Source organism: Rhodococcus sp. AC861 (assembly GCF_979256035.1).
Genome location: NZ_CEEDMW010000008.1, coordinates 177,668 through 202,816, shown reverse-complemented (window position 1 = coordinate 202,816; position 25,149 = coordinate 177,668). Strand labels below are relative to the sequence as shown.

At 69.0% G+C, this 25,149-nt stretch carries 7 protein-coding genes; 3 read left to right on the top strand and 4 right to left on the bottom strand.

The annotated features are described in order from the left end of the window. Positions 1–73: 73 nt before the first annotated feature. Together AC0IX4_RS22280 and AC0IX4_RS22275 are read right to left on the bottom strand one after the other, a co-directional pair. A complete protein-coding gene (locus AC0IX4_RS22280) occupies positions 74–832 on the bottom strand; it encodes a tyrosine-protein phosphatase (RefSeq protein WP_471831198.1) in 759 nt (252 codons plus the stop codon). Then, positions 829–18,420: an amino acid adenylation domain-containing protein gene (locus AC0IX4_RS22275; RefSeq protein WP_471831196.1), complete on the bottom strand. Its 17,592-nt coding sequence runs from the start codon at positions 18,418–18,420 to the stop codon at positions 829–831. The genes AC0IX4_RS22280 and AC0IX4_RS22275 overlap by 4 nt, the downstream gene beginning before the upstream one ends. 198 nt (positions 18,421–18,618) lie before the next feature. Between AC0IX4_RS22275 and AC0IX4_RS22270 the strand changes: the two genes are divergently transcribed. Beyond that, positions 18,619–19,098, top strand: coding sequence for a MarR family winged helix-turn-helix transcriptional regulator (locus AC0IX4_RS22270; RefSeq protein ID WP_042574908.1), 480 nt, complete (start codon positions 18,619–18,621; stop codon positions 19,096–19,098). A 19-nt stretch (positions 19,099–19,117) separates the two neighbouring features. Then, complete coding sequence (locus AC0IX4_RS22265) at positions 19,118–21,157, top strand: MDR family MFS transporter (protein ID WP_471831195.1); 2,040 nt, start codon at positions 19,118–19,120, stop codon at positions 21,155–21,157. 495 nt (positions 21,158–21,652) lie between these two features. On the opposite strand, the gene AC0IX4_RS22260 is transcribed toward AC0IX4_RS22265, so the two are convergent. After that, a complete protein-coding gene (locus AC0IX4_RS22260) occupies positions 21,653–23,149 on the bottom strand; it encodes a molybdopterin-dependent oxidoreductase (protein ID WP_471831194.1) in 1,497 nt (498 codons plus the stop codon). A gap of 13 nt (positions 23,150–23,162) precedes the next feature. Beyond that, positions 23,163–24,458, bottom strand: a complete 1,296-nt coding sequence (locus tag AC0IX4_RS22255; protein WP_471831193.1) for a D-arabinono-1,4-lactone oxidase — start codon at positions 24,456–24,458, stop codon at positions 23,163–23,165. A 53-nt stretch (positions 24,459–24,511) separates the two neighbouring features. On the opposite strand from AC0IX4_RS22255, the gene AC0IX4_RS22250 reads away from it, so the two are divergent. Further along, complete coding sequence (locus tag AC0IX4_RS22250) at positions 24,512–25,147, top strand: TetR/AcrR family transcriptional regulator (protein WP_056073649.1); 636 nt, start codon at positions 24,512–24,514, stop codon at positions 25,145–25,147. Positions 25,148–25,149 lie beyond the last annotated feature (2 nt).

The following is a 25,149-nucleotide window of genomic DNA, read 5'->3' as shown; positions in this document are numbered from 1 at the left end:
AACCACACCGATACCGGAGGTCCTCACCTATCTGTTGTCGCCACGCCGTCCACAACGTCCCTGGCCATTACAGCTAGCTCACCAGCGCGCGCCGAAGCGCAGCCACGGAATCGGCGTCGATGCCGAGCCAGTCGAGGTACCCCTCGTACGAGCCGTGCGCGGCGGTCATCGCGTCGAGACCCGCGCGGTAGTACTCCTCACGCACGCCGAGCAGGTCGTCGTCTAGATCGTCGGCGCTCACGTCGGCGTGGTCGACGATGTGCTGCCGCAACGGGTCCACTGCTGCTGCGCTGCGCAGATAGTCGGCGACGATGTCGTCCTCGACGACGCCGGCGGCGCGGAGCACTGTCGCGACGGTCCACCCCGCGCGATCCTTCCCGGCGGCGCAGTGCGCCAGGACCGCGGAGCCACCGCTGACCGCGTCGACGACCGCCCTGATGGCGACGCGGGCGCCCGGCAGGGTCGGGAACGCGCGGTACGCGCCGTCGAGGTATTCGCGGGCGGTGGCGGCGCGAGTGGTCCGCTCGTGCGGTGCAGCCTCCGTGGGGATGTACGGGACCGCGTGGACCCGTACCGACGCGGGCGTGCGATCCGACCCGAGTCGGCGCACCTCGGCCTCCCCGCGGAAGTCGAAGACGTCGGTGACGCCGAGATCCGTCAGCGCGCGTCGACCGTCGTCGGTGAGGTGGGTAAGAGCGGACGATCGGAACAGCACGCCGGAGCGCGTCCGGGACCCGTCGGTGGTGCGCAGACCACCCGTGTCGCGGAAGTTCCACGCTCCCGCCAGGTGGAACTGGTCGTCGGGCACGGTGCTCTCGGCGGAACGACTCACTCGTCGACAGTAACCATCGCGCCGGCCACCATGCTGAGGGGCACGCGATCGCGATGCGGCAGCCAGCGGCTCACCAGCGGTCCGAGATCGGCGACCGCTTCGCTCGACAGGAGCTCGCCGTGGCGCCACGGAACGGATTCGACGGTCATCGGTCCGGTGCAGTACCGAGCCCAGAACTCCGACATGCGGCCCAGCTGGTCGGCGGTGACGTCCGAGTCGATCATGAGCACCTCGCCGCCGAAGGATTCCGGCACGTGATCGTCGACGAGGGCGAACAGCGTGAGCATCGCCTTGGTGATCAGGCGAGCCTGGATGTCCGAGACCGGCAGCTGATCTCCGCCCATCGCCGACCACACCGCCCACAGTGCGTCCGGGGTCATGTCGGCGAGATCCTCGGTGAGGTGCTGGTAGGCGCCGAACATGGCGTCCGCCTGGGCCTTCTTCACATCGCTGCCCGCGACGACGCTGTGTACCGGGTCGAGGAGCGTGAGGGACGCGACGGGGAGACCGCTCGATTCCATGCGGGCTGCGACGGCATGGGCGAGCACGCCGCCGACGGACCAACCGACGAGGTGGTACGGCCCGTCCGGATCGACTCGACGGATCTCGGCGACGTAACGGTCGACCACCTCGGCCATCGTTGCCGGCGCGAAATCCGGATCGGCGACGGCCGGTGTCTGCACGCCCCACAGCGGCCGCGTCGGTTCGAGGTGCCTGCCCAGCTCGAAGTAGGGCCAGGCGAGTCCCATCATCGGGTGGATGCAGAACACCGGTGGGAGCCCGTCGCCGCCGCCGAGTCGCATGACCGGTGCCACGGCCTCGGACGAGGCGAGGGACTCGTCGTCGTCCTCGCGGTCCAGGTGCTCCGCGATCGCGACGACGGTGCCGTGCGTGAACAGCAGTCTCAGCACCCGGTCCACCCCGGTGGCGCGACCGAGATGAGCGGCCACCCGCGTCGCCGACAGGCTGGTGCCACCGAGGGCGAAGAAGTCGTCGTCCCGTCCCACGAGCCCGAGTCCCAGGACGATGGCGAAGGCGTCCGCCACCATGTGTTCGGTCGGAGTCGAGGGCGCGCGGTATGCCGTCGGTGCGAACGTCGGCCTGGGAAGGGCAGCCCGGTCGAGCTTTCCCGACGTCGTGCGGGGCAGCTCGGTCATCGCGACGATGCGCGTCGGCACCATGTACTGCGGCACGCGGTCCGCCACGACGTCCCTGACGGCGGTGACGTCGAGAGCATCACCGCTCACGTAGGCCACCAGATGTTCGGCACCGGTGCCCGCGTCGCGATGCGCGACCACCACGGCCTGTGTCACTCCTGGATGGGCGAGGGCGGCGTTCTCGATCTCTCCGGGCTCGATGCGCAACCCGCGCAACTTGATCTGGAAATCGGTGCGGCCGAGGAACGACAACTCCCCGGACGAGTTCCACCGCACGAGGTCGCCCGTGCGGTACATCCGCTCACCGGGCCCCGCGAACGGTGCCGGCACGAAGCGAGCAGCCGTGAGCGCCGGTTGCCCGACATACCCGCGGGCGAGGTGCGGGCCCGTCAGGTAGAGCTCGCCGACGCTGCCGAGCGGGACGGGCCGCAGGTGCGCATCGAGGACTATCACCCCCACACCGCGTACCGGGGCGCCGATGCCGACCGGCCGATCGGTAGAGATCGGGCCGTGTGCACTGGCCCAGATCGTCGTTTCGGTGGGGCCGTAGTCGTTGTACATCTCGCGCCCGACCGACCATGTGGCGGCGACCGAGTCGGGCAGGGCCTCGCCGCCCACGACGAGGACGCCCACGCAGTCGAGCCCGGCCGGAGACAGAGACTCGAGTACCCGCGGGGTGATGATCGCGTGGGTCACCCGCTGTCGACGGATCAGTGCCGACAACTCCGCACCGCCGTGCACGGTCGGCGGAGCGAGAACCAGGGTGCCGACGTGGGCGAGCGCCATGAGCATCTCGGCGATCGACGCGTCGAACGTCGGGGACGCGACGGCGAGGACCCGTGCCGCGCCGGGAACCGATCGTCGAACCTGATCGTCCACGGCATCGGCGAGACCCGCGTGGGTCACCGTGACGCCCTTGGGTAGTCCCGTGGAGCCGGACGTGTAGATGACGTAGGCGGCCGACGTCGGCTGCAGCGTCGCCAGTCTCTCCGTGTCGACGACGTCGTCGTCGCTGTGACGGGACAGTGCCGCAACCACGTCGGGTTCGTCGAGCACGAGTCGCGGAATCCACGGGGCGGCAGGTCCGAGTGGCCCGGCGCGGTCGGCCGTCGTCACGACGATGACCGCATCGGAGTCCCGCAGGACGTGGGCGATGCGCTCGGTCGGGTGGGACGTGTCCACGGACAGGAACGCCGCTCCCGCGGCGGCCACGGCCCAGACGGACACCAGATGATCGATCGACCGGGGTAGCGCGAGAGCGACGACAGCATCGGGACCGACACCGCACGCGATCAGTTCCCTGGCGAGACGGTGTGCCCGGCTTCCCATCTCGGCGTAGGTCACGTCCACGTCGTCGGTGCGGACGGCGACGGCGTCCGGACGAGCTGCGCATGCGTCGGCGATGATGCGATCGAGTGTCCGCGGAGGGAGAGCCGGCGCACCGACACGAGTCGACATGTCGATGCGCTCGGACGGCTCCACGGTGTCGAGGTCGCGCACCGAGACGGAGGTGTCCCGGCTCATCGACCCCAGGGTGTGCACGAAGCGCCGCACGACGCGTTCGACAGTGCTGCGCTCGAACAGCTCGGTGGCGTAGGTGAGGTCGACCAACAGACGGCCGTCGTCCTCTGTCAGCGTCATCGAGAGGTCGAACTGGACGGAGGTGCCACCGAGGTCGAGGACCTCGACCGTCGGCGCGGTCGTCGGGAACGTGGGCGGGGTGACGTTCTGGAGAGTCAGCATCACCTGCACGACAGGGTGACTCGCCGTGGTCCGCACCGGATCGAACGCCGACACCAGAAGGTCGAACGGCAGCGCCGCGTGGGCGAAGGCGTCGAGTGTGGTCTCGCGTGCCGCGGCGAGGTGATCGGCGACGGAGCGCTCGGAGTCGACGGTGGTACGCAGGACAACGGTGTCGACGAACATCCCGACCGTCTCGTCGAGCGCAGGGTCGTCGCGGCCCGCGACCGCCGTCCCGATGGCGAGATCGTCGGTGCCCGCCCACTGCGCGAGCACCAGGGACAGCGCGGTCTGCGCGAGCATGAACAGTGTGACGTCGTGGGCACGGGCGGCCGCTGCGAGCGCCGTCGCCGCGTTCCGGTCGATCACGGCGTGCACTCGATCACCCTGGTGCGACGGCGTTCTCGGGCGTGGGTGGTCCGTCGGCAGTGCGAGGTCCAGGGGGAGACCGGCGAGCCGGTCGAGCCAGTACGCGAGGTGCCGCGAGACCGGGGAGGACGGGTCCTCCGGTGACCCGAGGGTCGCTCTTTGCCGCACCGCATGGTCGGCGTACTGCACGGGCAGCGGCGACAGGTCGGGCCGCCGTCCCCGCGCTCTCGCACCGTAGGCGGTGACGATGTCGCGCGTCAGCGGTGCCATGGACCATCCGTCCGCCGCGATGTGGTGCACGACGAGAACCAGCACGTGCTCGGTCGGTGACGTGACGAGAAGCGTCGCGCGCAGCGGAGTATCGGTGACGACGTCGATGTGCACGGCGATCGCGTCGCGTACGGCGTCGGGTACTGCGTCGGCATCGACGGTCACGACGGCGAGTGGTACGTCGACGCTCGGCAGGACCACCTGGTGGGGAACGCCGTCGATCGCGGGGTGGACCGTCCGCAGGATCTCGTGACGGTCGATCACGTCGCCCAGCGCGGACTGCAACGCCTCGACGTCCAGTCGTCCGGTGAGCGCCAGAGCGATGGGGACGACATAGCCTCCGCGGTCGGCGTCGATGCGGTTCAGGAACCACATGCGGTGCTGCGCGAAGGACAGGGGCACGCGATCCGGTCGCGGCGCCGTCGTCAGGGCCGGTCGCACGGATGCCGGCGACTCGGCGAGGCTGCCCGCCAGCGTGGCGACCGTCGGGTGGTCGAAGACGGATCGGACGGACACCTCGCGCGCCGCCGCGACGGACACGTGAGCAGCCACCCGGGTCGCGGTGAGTGAATGTCCGCCGAGATCGAAGAAGTTGTCGTCGAGACCCGGACTCTCGGTCAGGTCCAGCACCGCGGCGAACGCGTCGGCAACCAGCCGCTGCTCCGATGTCACCGCGGGCCGGTGCGGCGCGCGGCCACCGCTGACCTCGGGTAGCGCGCGCCGATCGAGCTTGCCCGACGATGTCAGCGGGAACTCGTCGAGGACCACGACGTGGGTGGGCACCATGTACCGAGGAAGCGTGCGTGCCACGGCCTGCCGGAGGCGATCTGCCTCCACATCGGTTCCCACGACGTAGGCGACGAGGTGATCGTCCTGCACGAGGACGGCGGCGCGCTCGACGCCCGGGTGTGCGGTCACCGCCGCGACGATCTCTCCCAGTTCGATCCGCAGTCCACGGAGCTTGACCTGGAAGTCGTTGCGGCCGAGGTAGTCCAACTCCCCGGTGCTCGTCCACCGCACCCGGTCCCCGGTGCGGTACAGGCGGGTGCCGTGCGACGACGCGACGAACCGCTCGGCCGTCGACGCGGGACGGCCGACGTACCCACGAGCGAGGTGAGCCCCCTCGAGGTACAGCTCGCCGGGGATCCCGATCGGGACCGGACGGAGGAACGTGTCGAGCACGTGGGCGCCCACTCCGCGCACCGGTCGGCCGATGGTCACCGCGTCGTCGGGTCGCAGTGGTCCCTGGCTGGTGGCCCAGATCGTGGTCTCGGTAGGCCCGTAGTCGTTGAAGAATCGTCGGCCCGGCGCCCAGCGTGCGACGAGAGCCGGCGGGCATGCCTCACCCGCGGTGACCAACGATCGGAGGCCGGGAACACGTTCCGGCGTCATCGATTCGAGGACGCGTGGCGTGATGAGAGCGTGGGTCACCGCGCTGTCGGCGACCAGTCGCTCCAGGGCCGGTCCGCCGAAGACGTCGGGCGGTGCGACGACGAGCGGTGCCGACAGGGACAGTGCGATGAGGACTTCGGCGATCGACGCGTCGAAGGTCGGCGAGGCAACGGCGAGCACCCGTGCATCCCCGACGCCGCGCAGACGCTGATCCCAGAGTGCGTCCACGAGACCGCGATGAGTCACGCCCACGCCCTTGGGAACTCCCGTCGACCCGGACGTGTGGATGACGTACGCGAGGGTGTCCGGGTGGATGGCTCCGAGACGGTCGTCGGCCGTCACGGCTGCCTCGCTCGCGACGGCATCGTCCAGCGAATCGATCGACACGGAGGGCAGATCGGCCAGAGGGCCTCCGGCGGTGACAGCGAGGACCACGCCGACCTCGGCGACGATGTGCGACAACCGTTCCGCGGGCCCGGACGGGTCGACCGGCAGGAACGCGGCGCCCGTCTTGGCGACCGACCACACGGCGGTGATCTGGTCCACCGATCGAGGCAGTGCGAGGGCGACCACCGATCCGGGGCCGGCACCGGCGTCGATCAGCACGCGTGCCCACCGGTTGGATCGCCGGTCGAGCTCGTCGTAGGTCAGGGTCCGGTCGCCGATCACTGCCGGTCCGGTGGGGTTCCCGGCGACGGCGTCGGCCAGCAATCGGGGAAGCACGCGCGGCGGTAGGCCCGCGCTGCCGTGCTGCGAGAGCAGCAGAGCCCGCTCCGACGGATGCAGGATTTCGAGGGCACCGATGCGCTCGAACGGTCGACGCGCCACTCCGTCGAGAACGCGGAGCAGGATGTCGCCGATACGCGCCGCGGTGCGGTGATCGAACAGGTCCACCGCGTAGGTCAGAGCGCCGTGGAGTCCGCGCTCGCCGTCCGTCAGGTCGAGCGTGAGATCGACTGCCGCCGACACGTGCCCGGGGTCGAGCACGCCGATCTCGAGTCCGGCGGCGGTCAGGGCGGGCGGCGGTTGGTTCTGGAACGCAAGCATCACCTGGACCAGGGGGTGATGCGAGGTCGAGCGCACCGGGTCGAGAGCGTCCACGATCAGCTCGAACGGCACGTCGCCGTGAGCGAACGCCGACAGCGTGGACTCCCGGACATCGTCCAGCAGAGCCGAGAACGTCGCCGTCGGCGTGACGGTCGATCGGAGCACGACCGTGTCGACGAACATGCCGACCAGCTGGTCGAGATCCTCCTGGCCACGTCCGGCGACCGGCGTGCCGATCGCAATGTCGTCGTGTCCGGTGATGCGGGACAAAGTGATCGCCCAGGCGGCCTGCACCACCATGAAGACGGTGGCGCGTTGCGCGGTCGCGAGGGAGCGCAGGGCTGCCACGGTGTCGTCGGGAACCGTGATCGGGACGCGGGCTCCACGATGGGTCGCGACGAGTGGTCGAGGTCGGTCGGTCGGGAGGGGTAGAACATCCGCAAGGCCGGCGAGCCGGTCCGTCCAGTACGACGATCGTTCCCTGATCTCGATCGTGTGATCGTGTTGCCACACAGCGTGATCGGCGTACTGCGCGGGAAGCGCCTCGAGGGCCGCGGGCAGACCGGATCGGCGGGCGCCGTAGAACGCGGTGATGTCGCGGGTCAGCGGGGCCAACGACCATCCGTCGGCGGCGATGTGGTGCAGGCAGATCGCCAGCACGTGGTCGTCCTCGGCGACGGAGACCACGGCTGCGCGGATCGGAAGCTCGGTGGACAGATCGAAGGGCGACGACGCGATGCGCTCGAGCACGTGTGCCGATGGCTCGTCGACGACATGTTCGAACGGGACGGTCACCTCGCCGGCCGGGAGTACCTGTTGGCGCGGCACGCCGTCCGGTGCCGGATAGATGGTGCGGAGTATCTCGTGTCGGTCCAGCACATCGGCCAGTGCTCCCGCCAGCGCGGCGTGATCCAGCGGTCCACGCAGGCGCAGCGCGAGAGGGATGACGTATCCCGAGTCGGGTGTCACGGTGTTCAGGAACCACATTCGCTGTTGCGCGAACGACAGCGGCAGGACGTCGGGGCGAACAGGCGGACGCCGGAACGTCGAGCGTGCGGGTGGTGAGGGTTCGGTTGTCAGTCGCGTCGCGAGGGCAGCGACGGTGGGGGCGTCGAAGATCGTCCGCACCGAGGTGTCCAGTCGTGCCGCGACTCTCGTCGCGCTGAGTGAATGCCCACCTAGGGCGAAGAAGTCGTCGTCCAGCCCCACGGGATCGTCGCGGTCGAGGACGGTGGCGAACACGGATGCCACCTCGATCTCGAGTGGCGACATGGGGGCACGGAACGCCGCCACGGTGACCGACGGCCGCGGTAGACGCGCACGGTCGAGCTTCCCCGACGTCGTCAGCGGCATCGCATCCACCGCGGTCACGACGGCGGGCACCATGTAGCGAGGCAGGGCGCGGGTCGCCGCGGCGGTCACCTCGGCCATGTCCACGGAGTGCGCAGAGCGACCGTCGACGGCGCTCACCCACGCGACGATCCGCTCCTCGTGCACGGCCGCCACCGCCGTGCCCACGCCGGGCGCGGCGTTAAGGGCCGACTCGATCTCCCCGAGTTCGATGCGCAGACCTCGGAGGGTGACCTGGTGGTCGTCCCGTCCGAGGTAGACGATGTCCCCGGCAGCGTTCAGCCGCACCAGGTCTCCGGTGCGATAGGTGCGCGCACCGCCGGGTGCGGCGACGAACCGAGACGCCGTCAGTGCAGGGCGGCCGAGGTAACCCCGAGCGAGTTGTTCTCCCGCCAGGTACAACTCGCCGACGACGCCGCTCGGGACTGCGTGCAGACGACTGTCGCGGATGACCGCGTCCACACCCAGGGTTGCCGTGCCGATGGTCACCGGGCGGCCGGGTTCCAGGGTCGCCGACGTCGACCAGACCGTCGCCTCGGTCGGACCGTAGACGTTGCTCATCCGACGGTCCGGTGCCCAGGCCTCGACGAGGGAGGGCGGGCACGCCTCACCCGCGGACATGACGACACCGAGGTGCTCCAGGCCGGCATCCGTGGTGACGTCGAGCGCACGCGGAGTCATCAGAGTGTGAGTGACACGGTGACGACGCATGAGCGCGTTGAGTTCTGCTCCGCCGAAGACGCCGTCCGGCGCGACGACGAGTGCTGCGTCCATCGCGAGAGCGATCAGCAGCTCGCCGACCGAGGCGTCGAACGTCGTGGACGACACGGCGAGGACACGGGCGTCGGCCACCGACTCGTGACGATCGCGCTGATCCTCGACGGCATTACGCAGTCCTCGGTGCGATACCGCCACGCCCTTGGGCCGCCCGGTCGATCCGGAGGTGTAGACGACGTACGCCAGATGATCCGGGTGCAGTCGTGCGAGGCGGTGCTCGTCGGTGATCGCCTCGTCGGACGAGGTGGTCACGTCATCGACGGTCGCCGGCCCGTCCAGGACGACCCGCGTGGCGTCGCAGCCGATGTCGGACAGCGAATCCGACGTCGACACGACGAGCACCGCGGCCGCCGATTCGGTGAGGATCTGCTCGAGGCGGTCGGTCGGTTGTCCGGGATCGATCGGCAGGAATGCCCCGCCGGCGCGGCTGATCGCAGCGATCATCGTGAGGTACTGGGCCGACCGTGTGAGCGCCACGGCCACCACGGTGTCGGGACCCACCCCGAGCGAGATCAGGTGTCGAGCCCACCGGTTCGAGGCCCGCGCCCACTCCGTACGGGTGAGCTCGGTATCGCCGTCGACGATCGCGACACCGTCCGGAGCGCGGTCGAGAAGCTGAGGGAGTGTGAGCGGTTCGTATCGTGCGAGGGGGTGGGTCGCCGGCCCGGAATCCTTCGGGTCCCTGATCGTCAGATCACCCACCGGCGTGTCCGAGTCCGTGACGACGGACTTCAGAACCCGCTCCAGAATGTCGCAGAAGCGTTGCGCGGTGGCGTGATCGAACAGATCACGCGCGTACGTCAGGACGCAGGCGAGGCCGCCGCCCCGGGGGCGGACATCGAGCGTGAGATCGAACATGGCCGGCGCCGGACCCACATCGAGTACCTCGATGTCGCTGCGGCCGCGCACGGGATCCTCGTCCTGGAACGCCACCATCACCTGGAACACGGGGTGGTGCGCCGACGTCCTGGTGGTACCCAGGGCGTCGACGACATGGTCGAACGGAACGGCCGCATGAGCGAAAGCGTCGAGAGTCTCGTCGCGTGTCCTGGCCAGCACCTGTGCGAAGGACTCCGCCGGGTCGACCGCGGTGCGCAGGACGACGGTGTCGACGAACAGGCCCACGAGGTCGTCGAGTATCGGATCCGGTCGCCCGGACACCGGTGTTCCCACGGCGATGTCGAGGCTCCCGGTCCACCGTGACAGGGCCACGGCCAGCGCGGTGTGCACCACCATGAACACCGTCCCGCGGTGTCGCGCAGCGAGGTCTGCCAGGCCGGACACGGTGGCGACGTCGATGTCCAGCGCCACCCGTCTACCGATCCGTGTGGGCTGCTCGGGCCGTGGCCTGTCCGTCGGCATGTCCAGCACGTCGGGGAGCGAGGCGAGGCGATCCGCCCACCAGGTTGCCGCCTGCTCGTCGACGCCGGTTCGACGTTGCTGCACAGCGACATCGGCGTACTGCACGGGCAGCGGTGAGCGGGTCGGCCCACGGCCGGATCGGTGAGCGTCGTAGGCCGACAGCAGGTCGCGTGCCAACGGCGTGAGCGACACACCGTCCGCGGCGATGTGGTGCAGCAGCAGGAGCAGGACGTGGTCCGCGTCGTCGATACGCAGTATCTCCGCCCGGAGGGACGGCTCGGTCGCGAGGTCGAAGGTGGTGAACCGTGCCGACTCGAGGCGGTCGGGCAGGTCGTCGAGGTCGATGGTGGTGATCGGCGGCGCCGTGCGTGACGCGGGAGGCAGCACGATCTGCTCGACGGTGCCGTCGTGGTCGGCGTAGACGGTCCGCAGGATTTCGTGACGTGCCACCAGATCGTCGAGTGCCGCGGTGAGCGCGCCGGTGTCGAGGTCCCCGCGCATCCGCAGTGCCAACGGCATGACGTAGGAGCCGGGCTCGTAGCGGTCGAGGAACCACATGCGTTGCTGCGCGAACGACAAGGGCAGGGTCGCGGGGCGCTCGCCCCCGAGACGCACGACGCCTGCATCCGGTGCCGCGGAGTCCAGCAGTGCGGCCAGCCCGGCCACGGTCGAGACGTCGAACAGGCTGCGCAGGGACACCTCTCGTCCCGTGGTCGACCGGATTCGTGCCACTGCGCGCGCCGCCGTCAGCGATGTTCCGCCGAGACCGAAGAAGTCGTCGTCCGCTCCCACCGGGCCGTCGGGCTGCAGGACGGCGTCGAAGACATCGGCGACCAGCCGTTGTGTCGGGGTGCTCGGTAGGCGGTGAGTGCGGACGTGATCCGGCAGCGTCCGAGCGCCGAGAAGACGTCGATCCACTTTGCCCGACGCGCTGAGCGGTAATGCGTCGATCTCGACCACGTCGTCGGGAACCAGATGACGGGGGAGTGCGGATCGCAGTGCGTGTTTCGCCGTGACCGCGACGTCCGAGACGGAGTGCGCCGCGACGACAAACGCGACGAGTCGATCGCCGCGGGCCGTCACCACGGCGCGGTCGACCTCGGGCAGCGCCGTCAGGACGTGTTCGATCTCCGCCGGTTCGATGCGGACACCACGGACCGAGAGTTGGTCGTCGGTCCGGCCGACGAAGACGAGCTCACCGGACGCCGTCCAGCGCACCCTGTCCCCGGTGCGATACAGACGTCGGCCATCCGGTGCGGCGACGAACCGCTCGGCTGTCAGCGCACGACGGTTCGCGTAGCCCCGGGCAAGTTGGTCACCGCCCAGGTACAGCTCGCCGACCACGTCGATCGGAACGGGCCGCAGGGCGGCGTCGAGAACCAGCGTGGTCGTGTTCCACACGGGCCTGCCGATCGGTACCTCGGTCGTGTCGTCGTCGGTGACCACGTGGGCGGTGACGTCCACCGCCGCCTCGGTCGGTCCGTACAGGTTCACCAGGGTCACGGGCAGTGCAGCGCGTACCGAGTCGGCAACGCTGGCAGGCAACGACTCTCCCGAGGACTGGATCGTGCGCAGGGATGTGCAGGCGGCCAGGCCCGGTGCGTCCGCGACGAGCGCGAGCATCGACGGAACGAAATGCACGACACTGACCGAGCGCCGCGCGATCAGCTCCACCATGGCATCGGCGTCGCCGTGGGCACCCGGGTCCGCGACGACCACCTCGGCTCCGACGTGCCACGGCAGGAACAACTCCCACAGGGACACGTCGAACGTGGCGGGCGTCTTGTTCAGGACGACGTCGTCGGCGGTGAGGCCGATGAACTCCGCTCGCCATTGCAGGTGGCTGACGATGGCGGCGTGCGAGACACCCACGCCCTTGGGGAGCCCCGTGGAGCCCGACGTGAACAGCACGTAGGCGAGGTGGTCCGGGCGCAGCGGCGACAGTCGCTCGGCGTCGGTGAGCGGCTCGTCGGACAGTCCCGCGGTGGGCACGTCGGCGATGTCGATCCACGGGATCACGTCGGGCAGTGGCGTGGACCCCGTGACGAGTCCGAACAGAGCGCCGGACTCCCGTAGTACGTGCCGCAGGCGGTCGTCGGGGTGGCCTGCGTCGATCGGGACGTAGTGCGCACCGGTCGCCACCACGGCGTGCACGGCCACGAACAGATCGATCGAGCGCTCGACGGCCACGGCGACGGCGACCTCGGGGCCCGCTCCGTGCGAGACGAGGAAGCGCGCGAGCCGGTGGACACGACCGGCGAATTCACCCCGGGAGATTCGAGTACCGCCGTGCGAGAACGCGATACGGCTGCCGTCGTGGGTATCCCATGGGTCGATCAGCGTGGACGGAGCGACGGCGTGGTCCTTCGTGTTCCACCCCGAGATGGTCCGTCGCTCGTCCGGTGACAGCAGGTCGATCTCGCCGACGGGGCGATCGGCGTCGGCCGTGGTGAGGACACGGACGAGACGGTCGATCATCCGATCCACCGCGGTGCCGTCCACAGCGTCCGTGCGGTGCGTCGCGCGCAGGATCAGCTCGTCCCCGATCTCGACGGCGATCGACAGCGGGTAGTGGGTGGCGTCGCGTGCCTCGACGCCCAGCACCGTCAGGTCGCCCGCGAGGGCGGTCAACGCAGCGTGATCCACCGGATAGGACTCGAAGGCGAGAGAGGTGTCGAAGCGGGCGCCGGCGCCGACTGCCGCCTCGATCGTCGCGGGGCCGAGGTGATGGTGATCCATCAGCGCCGCCTGCTCCTTCTGGAGTAGGGCGACGCACTCACGCAGGGACGTCGACGGTTCCAGTCGTACGAGGACCGGCACCGTGGTGATGAGGAGCCCCACCATGGATGCGGAATCGGGCAGCTCGGGTGGTCGACCCGACACGGTGGCACCGAACACGACATCGGTGCGGCCGAGGATCGATCCCAGAACCACACCCCAGGCGAACTGGACGAAGGTGTTCGTCGTGACGCCCATGTCGGTAGCCCGCGCGACGACGGCGGCGGTGCTGTCGGGGTCGAGGGTGGTGATCCGCTGCCCGGGCACGCCCGCGGCGTGCTCACTGATCGCGGGAGCCAGCAGAGTCGGCTCCTCCTGGCCCGCCAGCGCCTGCGTCCACGCAGCGACGGACGCTGCCGTGTCACGGTCGCCCAGCCACTGCAGATAGCGCCGCAGCGAGGGAGATTCCGGAGTGCGGGTGTCTCCCGCATAGGACGTGAGGAGGTCGCCGAGGACGATCGGCAGCGACCAGCCGTCGAGGATCAGGTGGTGGTGAGTCAGCACTACGGTGTGCTCGTCCGAGGTGCTGTGGAGCACGGCGAATCGCATCAGGGGCGCAGTTGAGACGTCGAAACCCACGGTGCGGTCGTGGGCGAGGAACGCGTCGATCACCGCACCGGGGTCGGGATCGCCGGCGACGTCGAGATCGGTCCAGGGGACGGATACTGCGCCGACGTTCACCTGGACATCCGTGCCGTCAGACGTCGCGGCGAAGGCCACCCGGAGCCCGTCGTGCCGATCGAGAAGTGTCTGCGCTGCCCGGCGTAGACGTGAGGTATCGAGGGTTCCTCGCACCCGCAAGATCGTCTGCACGACATAGGGATCGACGGTCGTGTCCGCGAGCTGCGCGTGGAACAGCAGACCGGACTGCAACGGCGCGGTGGGGAGCACGTCGGTCAGAGCGGGATGACGAGCAGTCCACGAGTCGACATCGGCGCCCGACGCGCGGACGAGTGGAAAGTCCGAGGGGGAGTGGCCACCGGCACGGGGGTCGTCGAGGTGGTGTGCGAGTGCCGCGGCGGCCGCGACCCAGAGATCGAGCAGCGCGGTCACGTCCTCCGTGGACACCGCGTCGGGAAGGTGCGACACCTGCCCGACCAGGACGCCGTCGACGACGACGGTGTCGATCTCGAGTGCGGCCGCGGCACCCAGATCTTCTGCGCGCGGACCGGCAAGGGGTGAGACGTCCGGGACCGGGAGCCAGTCACCCGTCTCTGCCGACGACATCCGGCCCAGGTGAGCGAACGACAGTTGCGGAGTCCAGTGCATAGACTCGTCGGCGACACCGTCCGCCCGGTAGCGGAGGAGTCCGTAGCTCGCTCCGTGGTCGGGTACGGCCGCGAGATGCTCCTTGACGCGCAGGATCGCGTCTCCTGCAGCGGATCCTCCGGCCATGGCGTCGTCGAGGTCGACTCCGGTGAGATCGAGGCGCACCGGGAACACGGTGGTGAACCAGCCGACGGTGCGCGCGGTGTCGGCACCCGGAACAAGGTGATCCTCGCGGCCGTGGCCTTCCAGCTGCAGCAGCAGGCCCGTGTCGCTCGTGGTCGATCGCCACACCGCGACCGCCAGGGCGAGCGAGGCCAGCAGCGCGTCGGTGGGTCCGGCATGGAAGAGGTGCGGTGCGCGGGTCATCACGGCGTCGGTGATTTCCCGGGTGAAGGTGACGTCGCGGACGGTGGCGTCGCCGACCGTATCGTCGACGGGATCGACGCGTCGTTGCCCGAGAATAGGATCCGGACCCTGCAGCACGGACCGCCAGTACGGAATGCGGTCGGTGGCATCGTGCGACATGAGGCCGGTGGCCCACCGGCGCATCGACGTGCGCACCGGATCCAATGTCGCAGAGGCTTCACCACGACCGGCCCACGTTGCGACGAGATCGGCGACGACGATTCCCCAGGAGACGACGTCGATCACCAGGTGGTGCGCCACGATCACGAGGCGGCCGCTCACCTGCGGTCCGGAGTCGATCCAGACGAGTGCCAGTGCCGTTCCGGTCTCCGGGTCGAGCTCTCGCACCACGTCGTCGACGACGTCGGCCCCGTCCGTGACGTGCCGGATCAGCGCGTCGACGTCGACCGTGCCTCTCGGCCGGACGTCGAGGTGGGCGCCGTCGGTGTCGCGGACCAGGACGGCCCGAAGCATGTCGTGGTGATCGACGACGGCAGTGACGGTGTCCACCAACGACTGTCGGTCGATGCCGACGGGGAGCGCCACGGTGAGCGTCTGTACGAATCGATTCAGGGTGCCGCCGCGGCCCAGGAGGTGGCGCACGATCGGCGTCGGCACCACCGGGCCGACGCCGTCGTCCGGTGATTCGACGACGGACTGCGAAATCCGGTCAGCCACGCGTGCCAGCGCGGCGACGGTGCGCTGCTCGAACACGTCACGAGCGCTGACTCGCACGCCGGCGGCCGCGGCTACGGAGACCAGCCGGATCGACAGGATGCTGTCACCGCCGAGGGCGAAGAAGTCGTCGTCGACTCCGATGTCGATGCGCGAGAGCACCTGCGACACAGCGGCGACGAGGGCCTGCTCGATGTCGGAGCCTGGAGCACTCGAGGTGCGTGAGCGACGGTCGGGCTCGGGAAGCGCTGCAACGTCGAGCTTTCCCGACGCGGTGAGAGGCAACGCCGCTACCGGAACGATATGTGCTGGAACGAGATAACTCGGCAGCATCCGGGCGACGACGGCGAGCACGGCCGCGGGGTCGGCGTCACCGGTCACGTAGGAGACCAGCTGCTCCGATTCTCCGTCGCGGCGCACGATCGTGGCGGCGTCGACAACCCCCGGTGCCCCGCGCAGCGCGGTGTCGATCTCGCCCGGCTCGATGCGCTGGCCGCGGAGCTTGACCTGGGCGTCCGTTCGGCCGAGGTGGTCGAGGTCGCCGCCACGAGTCCACCGCGCCCGGTCGCCCGTGCGGTAGCGACGTGAGCCGTCGGGGCCGGCCACGAAGCGCACCGCCGTCTCCGCCGGGCGTCCGACGTATCCGCGCGCCAGACCGGGCCCGCTGAGATGAAGCTCTCCCGGCACGCCGATCGGGACGGGGCGTAGGCGCGAGTCGAGCACTGCTGCACCGACTCCGGGGAGCGGTCGTCCGATGGTGACGCGATCCTCGGCGCCGAGGCAACCGGTGCCGGTGGCCCAGATGGTGGCCTCGGTGGGGCCGTAGTCGTCGTACAGGTGGCGGCCGCGCGCCCACCGCGCTGCGAGGGTGAGAGGCAGCACGTCGCCGACGCTGAGGACGCACCGCAGCGACTCGAGTCCGTCCGTATCGAGAGTCCCGAGAACGCGCGGCGTGAGGATCGCGTGGGTGACCTTCTCGTCATGCAGGAGGTCCTGAAGGGGTGCCCCGGCGTACGAGCGATCGTCGGCGACGACCAGGCAGGCCGACAGTGCCACGGCGAGCAGCATTTCCGAGATCGACGCGTCGAACGTCGGTGCCGCGACGGCCAGTACCCGAGCCGCGGCGTCGTCGGCCCGCGCTCTGTGTGCCGCGACGACACCGTGTACCCCGTGGTGCGTGACCGCCACACCCTTGGGTCGACCGGTCGACCCGGAGGTGTACAGAACGTAAGCCAGGTCGGAGATGGCCGGGCGTATCCACGGCAGAGGCTCGGATGCCGCGTCGGCGGCGGTGGTCCACTGGACGCCGATCGGGAGGTCGGCCACGTGATCACGGGACGTGACGCCGAGCAGCACTGCGGAGTCGGTCAGGACGCGGTCGAGCCGCGCCGACGGCGCCGCCGGATCGACCGGGAGGAAGGCTGCACCGGTGCGGACCACCGCCCAGAGAGCGACCAGATACTCGGTCGAGCGCGGAAGTGCCAGCGCCACCACCGTTCCCGGCCCGGCTCCTCGATTCGCCAGCGTCCTCGCCAGCAGCGACGACGCCACGTCCAGGTCCGCATAGGTCAGGGAGGTGGACTGCTCGCGCAGAGCGAGTGCGTCCGGGTGTCGGCCGACGACTTGTGCCAGCAGTTCGCCGAGCGTCGACGGTGACGGCGCGGGACCGCCCGTACGGGAGAGCAGATCGACCTCTTCGCCGTCGCCGAAGAACGGGAGATCGCCGACGGTGGTGTCGTCGTCGGCTCTAAGGATGCCGTCGAGCAGGCGGGTGAGTCGTGTGCCGTGGCGCTCGATGTCGGAGTCGTCGTAACGCTCGGGATTCCACTGGATGTCGAACGTGAGGGCGTCGCCGGGGTAGATGGTGACCGCCGTGTCGTGAACGGGACCCGACGACAGGATGGTGACCGGAGCGACCACGTCGTCGAAGGTCAACGGGGCCACGAACGGCATGATGTTGACCACCGGACCGAACGAGACACCGTACGGCCTCGCCTCGGCGTCGACGATGCGGTCCCACTCGCGGAACCGTTGGTGGCGTAAGGCTCCGGTGATCTCCCGCCGCACGCGCGCCACCAGATCCCGTACCGCCGTGTCGTCGTCGACACGCAGTCGGACAGGCACGAGGTTGGCCATCATGCCTGCGGTCGCGCGCAGTGCCGCGGTGGTGCGGCCCGTCACCGGGAATCCGAGCATCACGTCGGCGGTGTCGAGCACTCGTGACTGGTGGACGGCCAGTGCGGCCACCACGGCCAGCGGGTCGCTCACCGTCCCGGCGGGGGGCGCCCACGGCACCCGCGTCGCCTTCGGTTGGCGGGGAGTGCTGGGCGGATTCGCAGACATCGAGGTGGGTCCGGTGAAGTCGGCGAGGTGATCCGACCAGTGCGCCAGGTCTGCATCGTGACGTCGGGACTCACGGTAGGCGGCTTCCGAATCATGAATGCGCAGTGCGGCATCGGGCGTCGGGCCGATGCCGTCGGCGAGGGAGTCGGAGTAGTGGCCGGCGATCCGCGTCAGGAGGGTGAACGCGCCCTGGCCGTCGAGGACGAGGTGATGGGCGCGGAGATAGAGGTACATATGGTCGTCTGCCACGCGAACGAAGGCGCACTGGACGAGGGTGGTTCCGTAGAGGTCCACCGGCCTCTGGAACTCGTTCTGCATCCAGTCCCGGGCCGCGGTGGTCGGGTCCGACTCGTCGCGCAGGTCCACGGTGTCGAGGTTCATCACGGCATCGTCGACGAAGGTCAGAGTCGGCTCGTCGTCCGTCGCGCCCGTTATGCGCGTCTGGCGCAGTCCGGATTCGGTGCCGGCGGCATGCATCGCGCGTTCGAGTCGCGCGTGGTCGATCGGCCCGTCGATGTCGACGTGAAGAGCGATGGTGAAAGCCGCGTCCGGATCGAGGTGCTGCGCGAGCCACAGCGGCCGCTGCGCACCCGTCAGTGGCACCTGCAGACCCTCGAGAGACACGACCGCCCCCTCGTTCCGGTCGTCTCCCACGCTCCGAAATGTAACGGCGCGGACGGGGCTGTCAGGCATGCCTGGACGTCTTCTGGAGGACTCACAGCGGTGTGGTCCGTGCTCTGGCGTCGGCCACGTTCCGTGTGATCGAGCAGACGCACATTAATAGTTGTTTACCTAAGGTATCTATCTATATAGTTGTGGACAGCAAGTAAACGAGAACGGAGAGTGATCGACGTGGCCGTCAACACCGACACAGCAGAGTCGCTGGTGGAGGAAGTCTTCCGCTTCGGCCGCGCGCTGCGCGTGGCCGTGTCGACGGGGGACGACCGGACGGAATTGCCGTCCGCTCTCATCGGTGTCCTCGGCACACTCGCTACGCACGGCGAATGCCGGCAGTCCGAATTGGCCGGGGCCATGTGCACCAGCCAGTCCGTGCTCAGCCGTCAGCTCGCCGAGCTGGTGGACGCCGGGCACGTCGTACGCACCCCCGATCCCGACGACGGACGCGCCACCCGGGTTCGGGTGTCCGACGCGGGTCTCGAGTGCTTGGAACGCATCAAGGGTCAACGAGTCGAACGGTTGTCCCGCATGTTGGGGGACTGGGACGAGGACGAGGCCAATGCCGCGCTCTGCTCCATACGCCGACTCACCACCACCTTCACCGACGAGGCGCAGGCCCGCCATTCCGGCCACCGCGTCCTCTCACATAACTGAGAAAAGAAAGAACACCGACATGACTGTCACACAGGACACTCCACCCTCACAGGTAGGTGACACCGCCACCTCGGCAGACCCGAAGGCGATGTCGCACCGCCAGATTCTCGAGGCACTCATCGGCCTGCTCGCCGGTCTCTTCACGGCGCTGCTGAGCACGACGATCGTCTCCACTGCACTGCCCACCATCATCGGTGATCTGAAGGGCTCGCAGACCGCGTACGCCTGGGTCATCACCACGGCGCTGCTCGCCAACGCGGCTTCGACCCCCATCTGGGGCAAGCTGGCCGACCTCTTCAACAAGAAGCTGCTGGTCCAGAGCTCGCTCGTCATCTTCGTCCTCGGCTCGGTCATGGCCGGATTCGCACACAACGTGCCGATCCTGCTCGCCGCCCGCGTCGTGCAGGGCATCGGCATGGGTGGTCTGACCGCCCTCGTCGTCGCCATCATCGGCAGCATCGTCTCCCCGCGTGAGCGTGGCCGTTACTCCGGATACATGGGCGCCGTCATGGCCGTCTCGATGTCCGGTGGCCCCATCCTGGGCGGCGTCATCGTCGACAGCCCGCTCGGATGGCGCTGGTGCTTCTTCGTCTGCATCCCGCTCGCCGTCATCGCGCTCCTGCTGCTCCAGCGCACCCTGCACATCACCACCGAGCGCAAGGACGACGTCTCCATCGACTGGCTCGGAGCACTGCTCCTCACCGCCGGTGTGTCCGTCCTGCTCATCTGGGTCTCGTTCGCCGGTAAGGCCGGGTACTACGACTGGATCTCCCGAGAGACCGCCATGTACGTCGGCGGCGGCGTCGCACTCCTCATCGCCACCGTCCTCGTCGAGGCCAAGGTCAAGAGCCCGATCATCCCGCTGAAGATCGTCACCGAGCGCACCACCGGGCTCGCCATCATCGCCTCCGTCGCAGTCGGTGTCGGCCTCTTCGGCGCCACCACCTTCCTCGGCCAGTACTTCCAGACCGCTCGCGGATACTCACCCACCGCAGCCGGGCTGCTGTCCATCCCGCTCGTCGCCGGCATGCTGGTCTCGTCGGTCGGATCCGGTCAGCTGATCTCGCGCTTCGGCAAGTGGAAGCCCTTCATCGTCACGGGCTCGTTCCTACTGGTCATCGGCTTCGGACTGCTCGGAACCCTCGACCACGCCACCAACCTGTGGCTCGTGGGCGTCTTCATCGCCATCGTCGGCCTCGGTACCGGCATGCTGATGCAGAACCTCGTCCTCGCCGTCCAGAACACGGTCAGCGTGCAGAACATCGGCGCCGCATCGTCCACCGTCGCCTTCTTCCGTACCTTCGGTGGAGCCATCGGAGTCTCGGTCCTGGGCTCGGTTCTCGCCACCCGCGTCGCCGACAACTCGGCAGCCGGCCTCGCTGCACTCGGTGTCCCCGCCGGATCCAGCGGCGGTGGATCCCTCGACATCGGTGCGTTGCCCGCTCCGATCGCCGCAGTCATTCGTACCGCCTACGGTGACGCAACCGGACGCATCTTCCTGATCGCCGGCTTCGTCGCCCTCGTCACCGTGCTCGCCGTGCTGTTCATCCCGAACCGCCCGCTGCGCACCACGATCGACATGAAGCCCGAGGGTGCCGACACCGTCGTGCCGCTTGCCGACGGAGCAACTGCCGAGCTCGACTCCGACCGCGTCAAGGCTGTTCGGTCGGATGCTGTCGAGTCGGATGGTGCTCGGTCCGAGAGTGTTCGGGTGGATGATGTTCGGACGGATGGTGTTCGGTTGGACGCCCCGGCCGGGAAGCACGAGGCTGCCGACGGTTCCGCACCGTTCGACGGACTCAGCACCGACGCTCGTGATCGCCTGCTCTCGCTGCTGCTCCCCAAGCCCGCCGAGACCCTCGACGCGCTCGAGGAAGCAGAGGTCCTCCGCGCCGAGGTCGCCGAGCTCCAGCAGGAACTCGACGCCAAGATGCTGAGCTTCGACGCAGTGTGCGAGCGACTCCGTCGCCTCGGCCTGAGCGAAGACCAGATCGCTCGGGTGCTCGGAGACGTGCACGTTCCCGACGTGCAGTCGCGGTTCAGCGCCTCCAACAACTGATCCACCGCTTCGCCGAACGGACGCACCCGATATGGGGTGCGTCCGTTCGGCGTTGGAGGGGGTGTGTGCACTGTTTGTGGTGACTGCACACCCTGTGCAGTCGGCTGTAGGGGGTGTGGGGTCACCGGAGGGTGTGTGCGCTCGGGCTGGGTGCGGCGACTTCGGTCAGCTCGACGGGTTCGCTGGCTGGAGGGGGTGTGTGCGCCGTTTGTGGTGACCGCGCACCCGTTGCAGTCGGCTGTAGGGGGTGTGCGGACACCGGAAGGTGTGTGCGCTCCAGTCAGGCGCCGCACCACCGAACAGCGCACAGCCTGCGTGGTGAGCGCACACCCGTTGCAGCCAGCGCGCGTATGTGGGTGTGCGCTCCATCCAGGCGCCGCACCACCGAAAAGCGCACACCCCGCGTGGTGACCGCACACCCTTCCCAGTCAGCTGTAACGGGTGTGCGGACACCGAAAGGGGTGTGCGCTCGGGCCGAACGCTGAGCCGGTCGGCCTAGCGCACGTTGGCCGGCATGCTCGCGTAGCCGCTGGCGCCGTCGGGGACGGTGTCGACACGCACGTCGGTCTGAACCTCGCCGGTGCTGTCGGTGGCGCGGGCCTCGATACGGTGCTGGCCGGACGTGGCCTCCCATGCGTACGACCACTGGCGCCACGTGTCGCGCGAGTATTCGTCCGACAGTGTCGCCGCGGCCCAGTCGCCGTTGTCGATACGCACCTCGACGCGTGAGATTCCGCGGTGCTGCGCCCACGCGACGCCCGCGATCATGACGGTGCCGGCATCGACGTCCTTGCTCCCGGCGGGAGTGTCGATGCGGCAGGCCGTCTTGATCGGGCCGCGTTCGGACCATCCGCGGTCGGTCCAGTACGCCCGCGCCTGACTGAACTTGGTCACTTCGAGATCCGTCACCCATTTCGTTGCCGACACGTACCCGTACAGGCCGGGTACGACGAGGCGCGCCGGGTAACCGTGCTCGATGGGGAGCGGCTCACCGTTCATGGCGACGGCCAGCATGGCGTCGCGGCCGTCCATCAGCACGTCGAGCGGTGTGCCCGCGGTGAAGTCGTCGTACGACGAGGACAGCACCATGTCCGCGGACGACTGCGGACGTGCCTCGGCAAGAATGTCTTTCAGCGAGTACCCGGTCCAGGTCGCGTTGCCGATCAGGTCGCCGCCGATGGGGTTGGACACGCACGTCAGCGTCACCATGCGTTCGATGGAGACGCGCTTCTCCAGATCGGCGAGCGTCAGGGTCAACTCGTTGTCGACCATCCCGTGGATGCGCAGGCTCCAGTCTCCGGAGTTCACGCGAGGCACCACCAGCGCGGTGTCGATGCGGTAGAAGTCGGTGTTCGAGGTGACGTACGGCGACAGGCCGGGGAGACGGAGGTCGGCGGAGGCAGGCACGGGCGGCGCGGGGCTGTCGGGCACCGGGACGGTGAATGCCGCTCGATCCTGGGTGACGGCACGTGTCGACGCTCCCAGCACTCGACCTGCGGCACCCGTGGCGACGGCTGCGGCAGCACTGATTCCGGCAAGTGTGACGAATTTCCGACGCGAGAACCCCTCGCCCGCTACGGGTTCCGCGCGGTCGACCAGCGACCGCAGCACCAGGATGCCGACAGCCACGGCGACGATGGTGGGAAGGGCGGCGACGGCTCCACTTCCGGAGCGCGTCATCGCCGCCAGCACACCGAGGATTCCGAGGACGACGAACAGGGCCGAGCCGATGGGCCGCTTCGGTCGTTCCAGCACGCCGGCCGCGGCGGCGAGCGCCAGGATGACGACGCCCATGCCGATGAAGAGCGCCAGCTTGTCGGAGGTACCGAACGTTCCGATGGCCCACTCCCGGACACCCGACGGAGTGTTGTCCACCGCGGCGGATCCGACCGCGACGAACGGCGACGAGTCAGGGCCGACGACCGCGGCCAGCAACTCGCCGATTCCCAGGACCAGCGCCGCCGCGAGTATTCCGGACAGGGCCCTGCGCATCACGTTCACTGTGTCACTCTAGTCGCGTCAGGACTCTGTCCGAATAGTCGTTATCGAAGACGCGGTGCGGATCCACGCGATCCCTCTCGGCGACGACGTCGTCGAATCGTGGATACAGCGTGCGAAGGGAGTCGCCGTCCAGCGAGTGCAGCTTGCCCCAGTGCGGCCGGCCGCCGACGTCGCGAGCGATGGCCTCGACAGCGTCGAGGTACCCGCCGTCGGGCCGCCGGTGATACTGGTGCACCGCGACGTAGACACTGTCGCGTCGATACGCCGTCGAAAGCCACACGTCGTCGGCTGCAGCGCAGCGCACTTCCACCGGGAAACTCACCCGGTACTGCGTGCGCTCGATCCAGGCGTCGATCTCCCGGATGACGTGCGGCAGCGACTCGGGCGGCACCGCATACTCCATCTCCCGGAACCGAACCCTGCGTGACGACGCGAAGATGCGGTCGCTCCGGTCGGTCGCCGTGCGTCCGGACCATGCTGCTGCGGACAGTCTGTTCATCCGCGGAATGATCGAGGGGACGCGCGTCGATACGCGGTTGAGTATCTCGAAGACGTTGTTGGACAGTGCATCGTCGACGGCGCCGGACAGTGTGCCGACCGGTTCGAGTGGGGTGTCGGCAGGCATGCGTGTGTTCCGCTTGGTCAGGACGCGGTCGGTGTGGGGGAACCAGTAGAACTCGGGATGGTCGACCGTGCGCATGTCGTCCGGGAACCGTTCGAGCGCGTCGCCCAACCTCCCCGGTGTCTCGTCGGCGTGCAGCACGAAGGCGGGAACGCACCGCATCGTCACCGCGGTCAGGATGCCGAACGCGCCCAGTCCGAGTCGTGCGCACTCGAACAGTGGCCCGTCGGTGAGATCGATCTCGCGGGCATCGGCACCCACGAGCCGTACGCCGACCACCCGGGAGGACAGGCCACCGAATGCGGCGCCGGTTCCGTGCGTGCCCGTCGAGATGGCGCCCGCGACACTCTGGACGTCGATGTCGCCCATGTTCGTGAGGGCAAGCCCGCGTGCGTACAGCTGATCGTTCAGGTCGTGCAGTCGAGTTCCCGCTCGAACCGTGACGTCGGTGGTGCCGTCCGGTCCCGGCTCGACTCGCTCGATACCGGTGATGTCGTCGAGCGAGATCAGGATGCCGTCCGTCACGGCCGCACCGGTGAAGGAATGTCCTGCGCCCACTGCTTTCACCCGCCCTGGAGCCGCGGCCACGATCCGGCAGATCTCGTCGGCGTTGTGGGGTCTCACGACTGCGCTGGGCTCGGCATGCTGGTTTCCTGCCCAGTTCGTCCATGCGGTCATCGCTGGATACAACTACTGGACGTCCGTCCAGGTCAACCCCTTAGGATTCGGTCATGTCCGTCCGATTGGCAGCCGACCTCCGGCGCACACAGCTGATCGACGCAGGACTCGCAGTGGCCGCCGAGTCGGGAATCTCCGCGGTCACGGTGCGCGCCGTGGCAGATCACGCATCGGTCTCGCTGGGCGCCGTTCACTGCTGCTTCGAGAACAAGGAAGCACTCGTCACCGCCATGGGCGCGTCGCTCGTCCACGAGCTGGGATCGGCGGTGAGCATCGCCCTGCATCACGCGGCGGAGTCGTCCGGTCTCCGGTGCGTCGGCCCCCGGGCGCTGCGCGAGGTGCTCCACCGCGGTATGGCCGCGCTGTGGACGGTCGTCGAGGCCACCGCGGATCGTCAGCTGCTCACCTACGAGATCACGGCCTACTCGGTGCGGTCGGCGGGAGCGGGTCCCGGCATCGGCACGTTGCAGTACCGCGTGATGGATACCGCCACCGAGCGTTTCCTCGACGCGGCCGCGGAGGCGTCGTCCATGCGGTGGACCGAGCCCATGGGGTCACTGACTCGATCCGCGCTGGCCACGATCGACGGCGTCGTGCTGCGGTGGTTGGTGGACCGGGACACGCTCGCGGTGATCGCCGAACTCGACGACCTGGCTGCCCGGATCGCGACCAAGGCAGTATCGGTCTGACG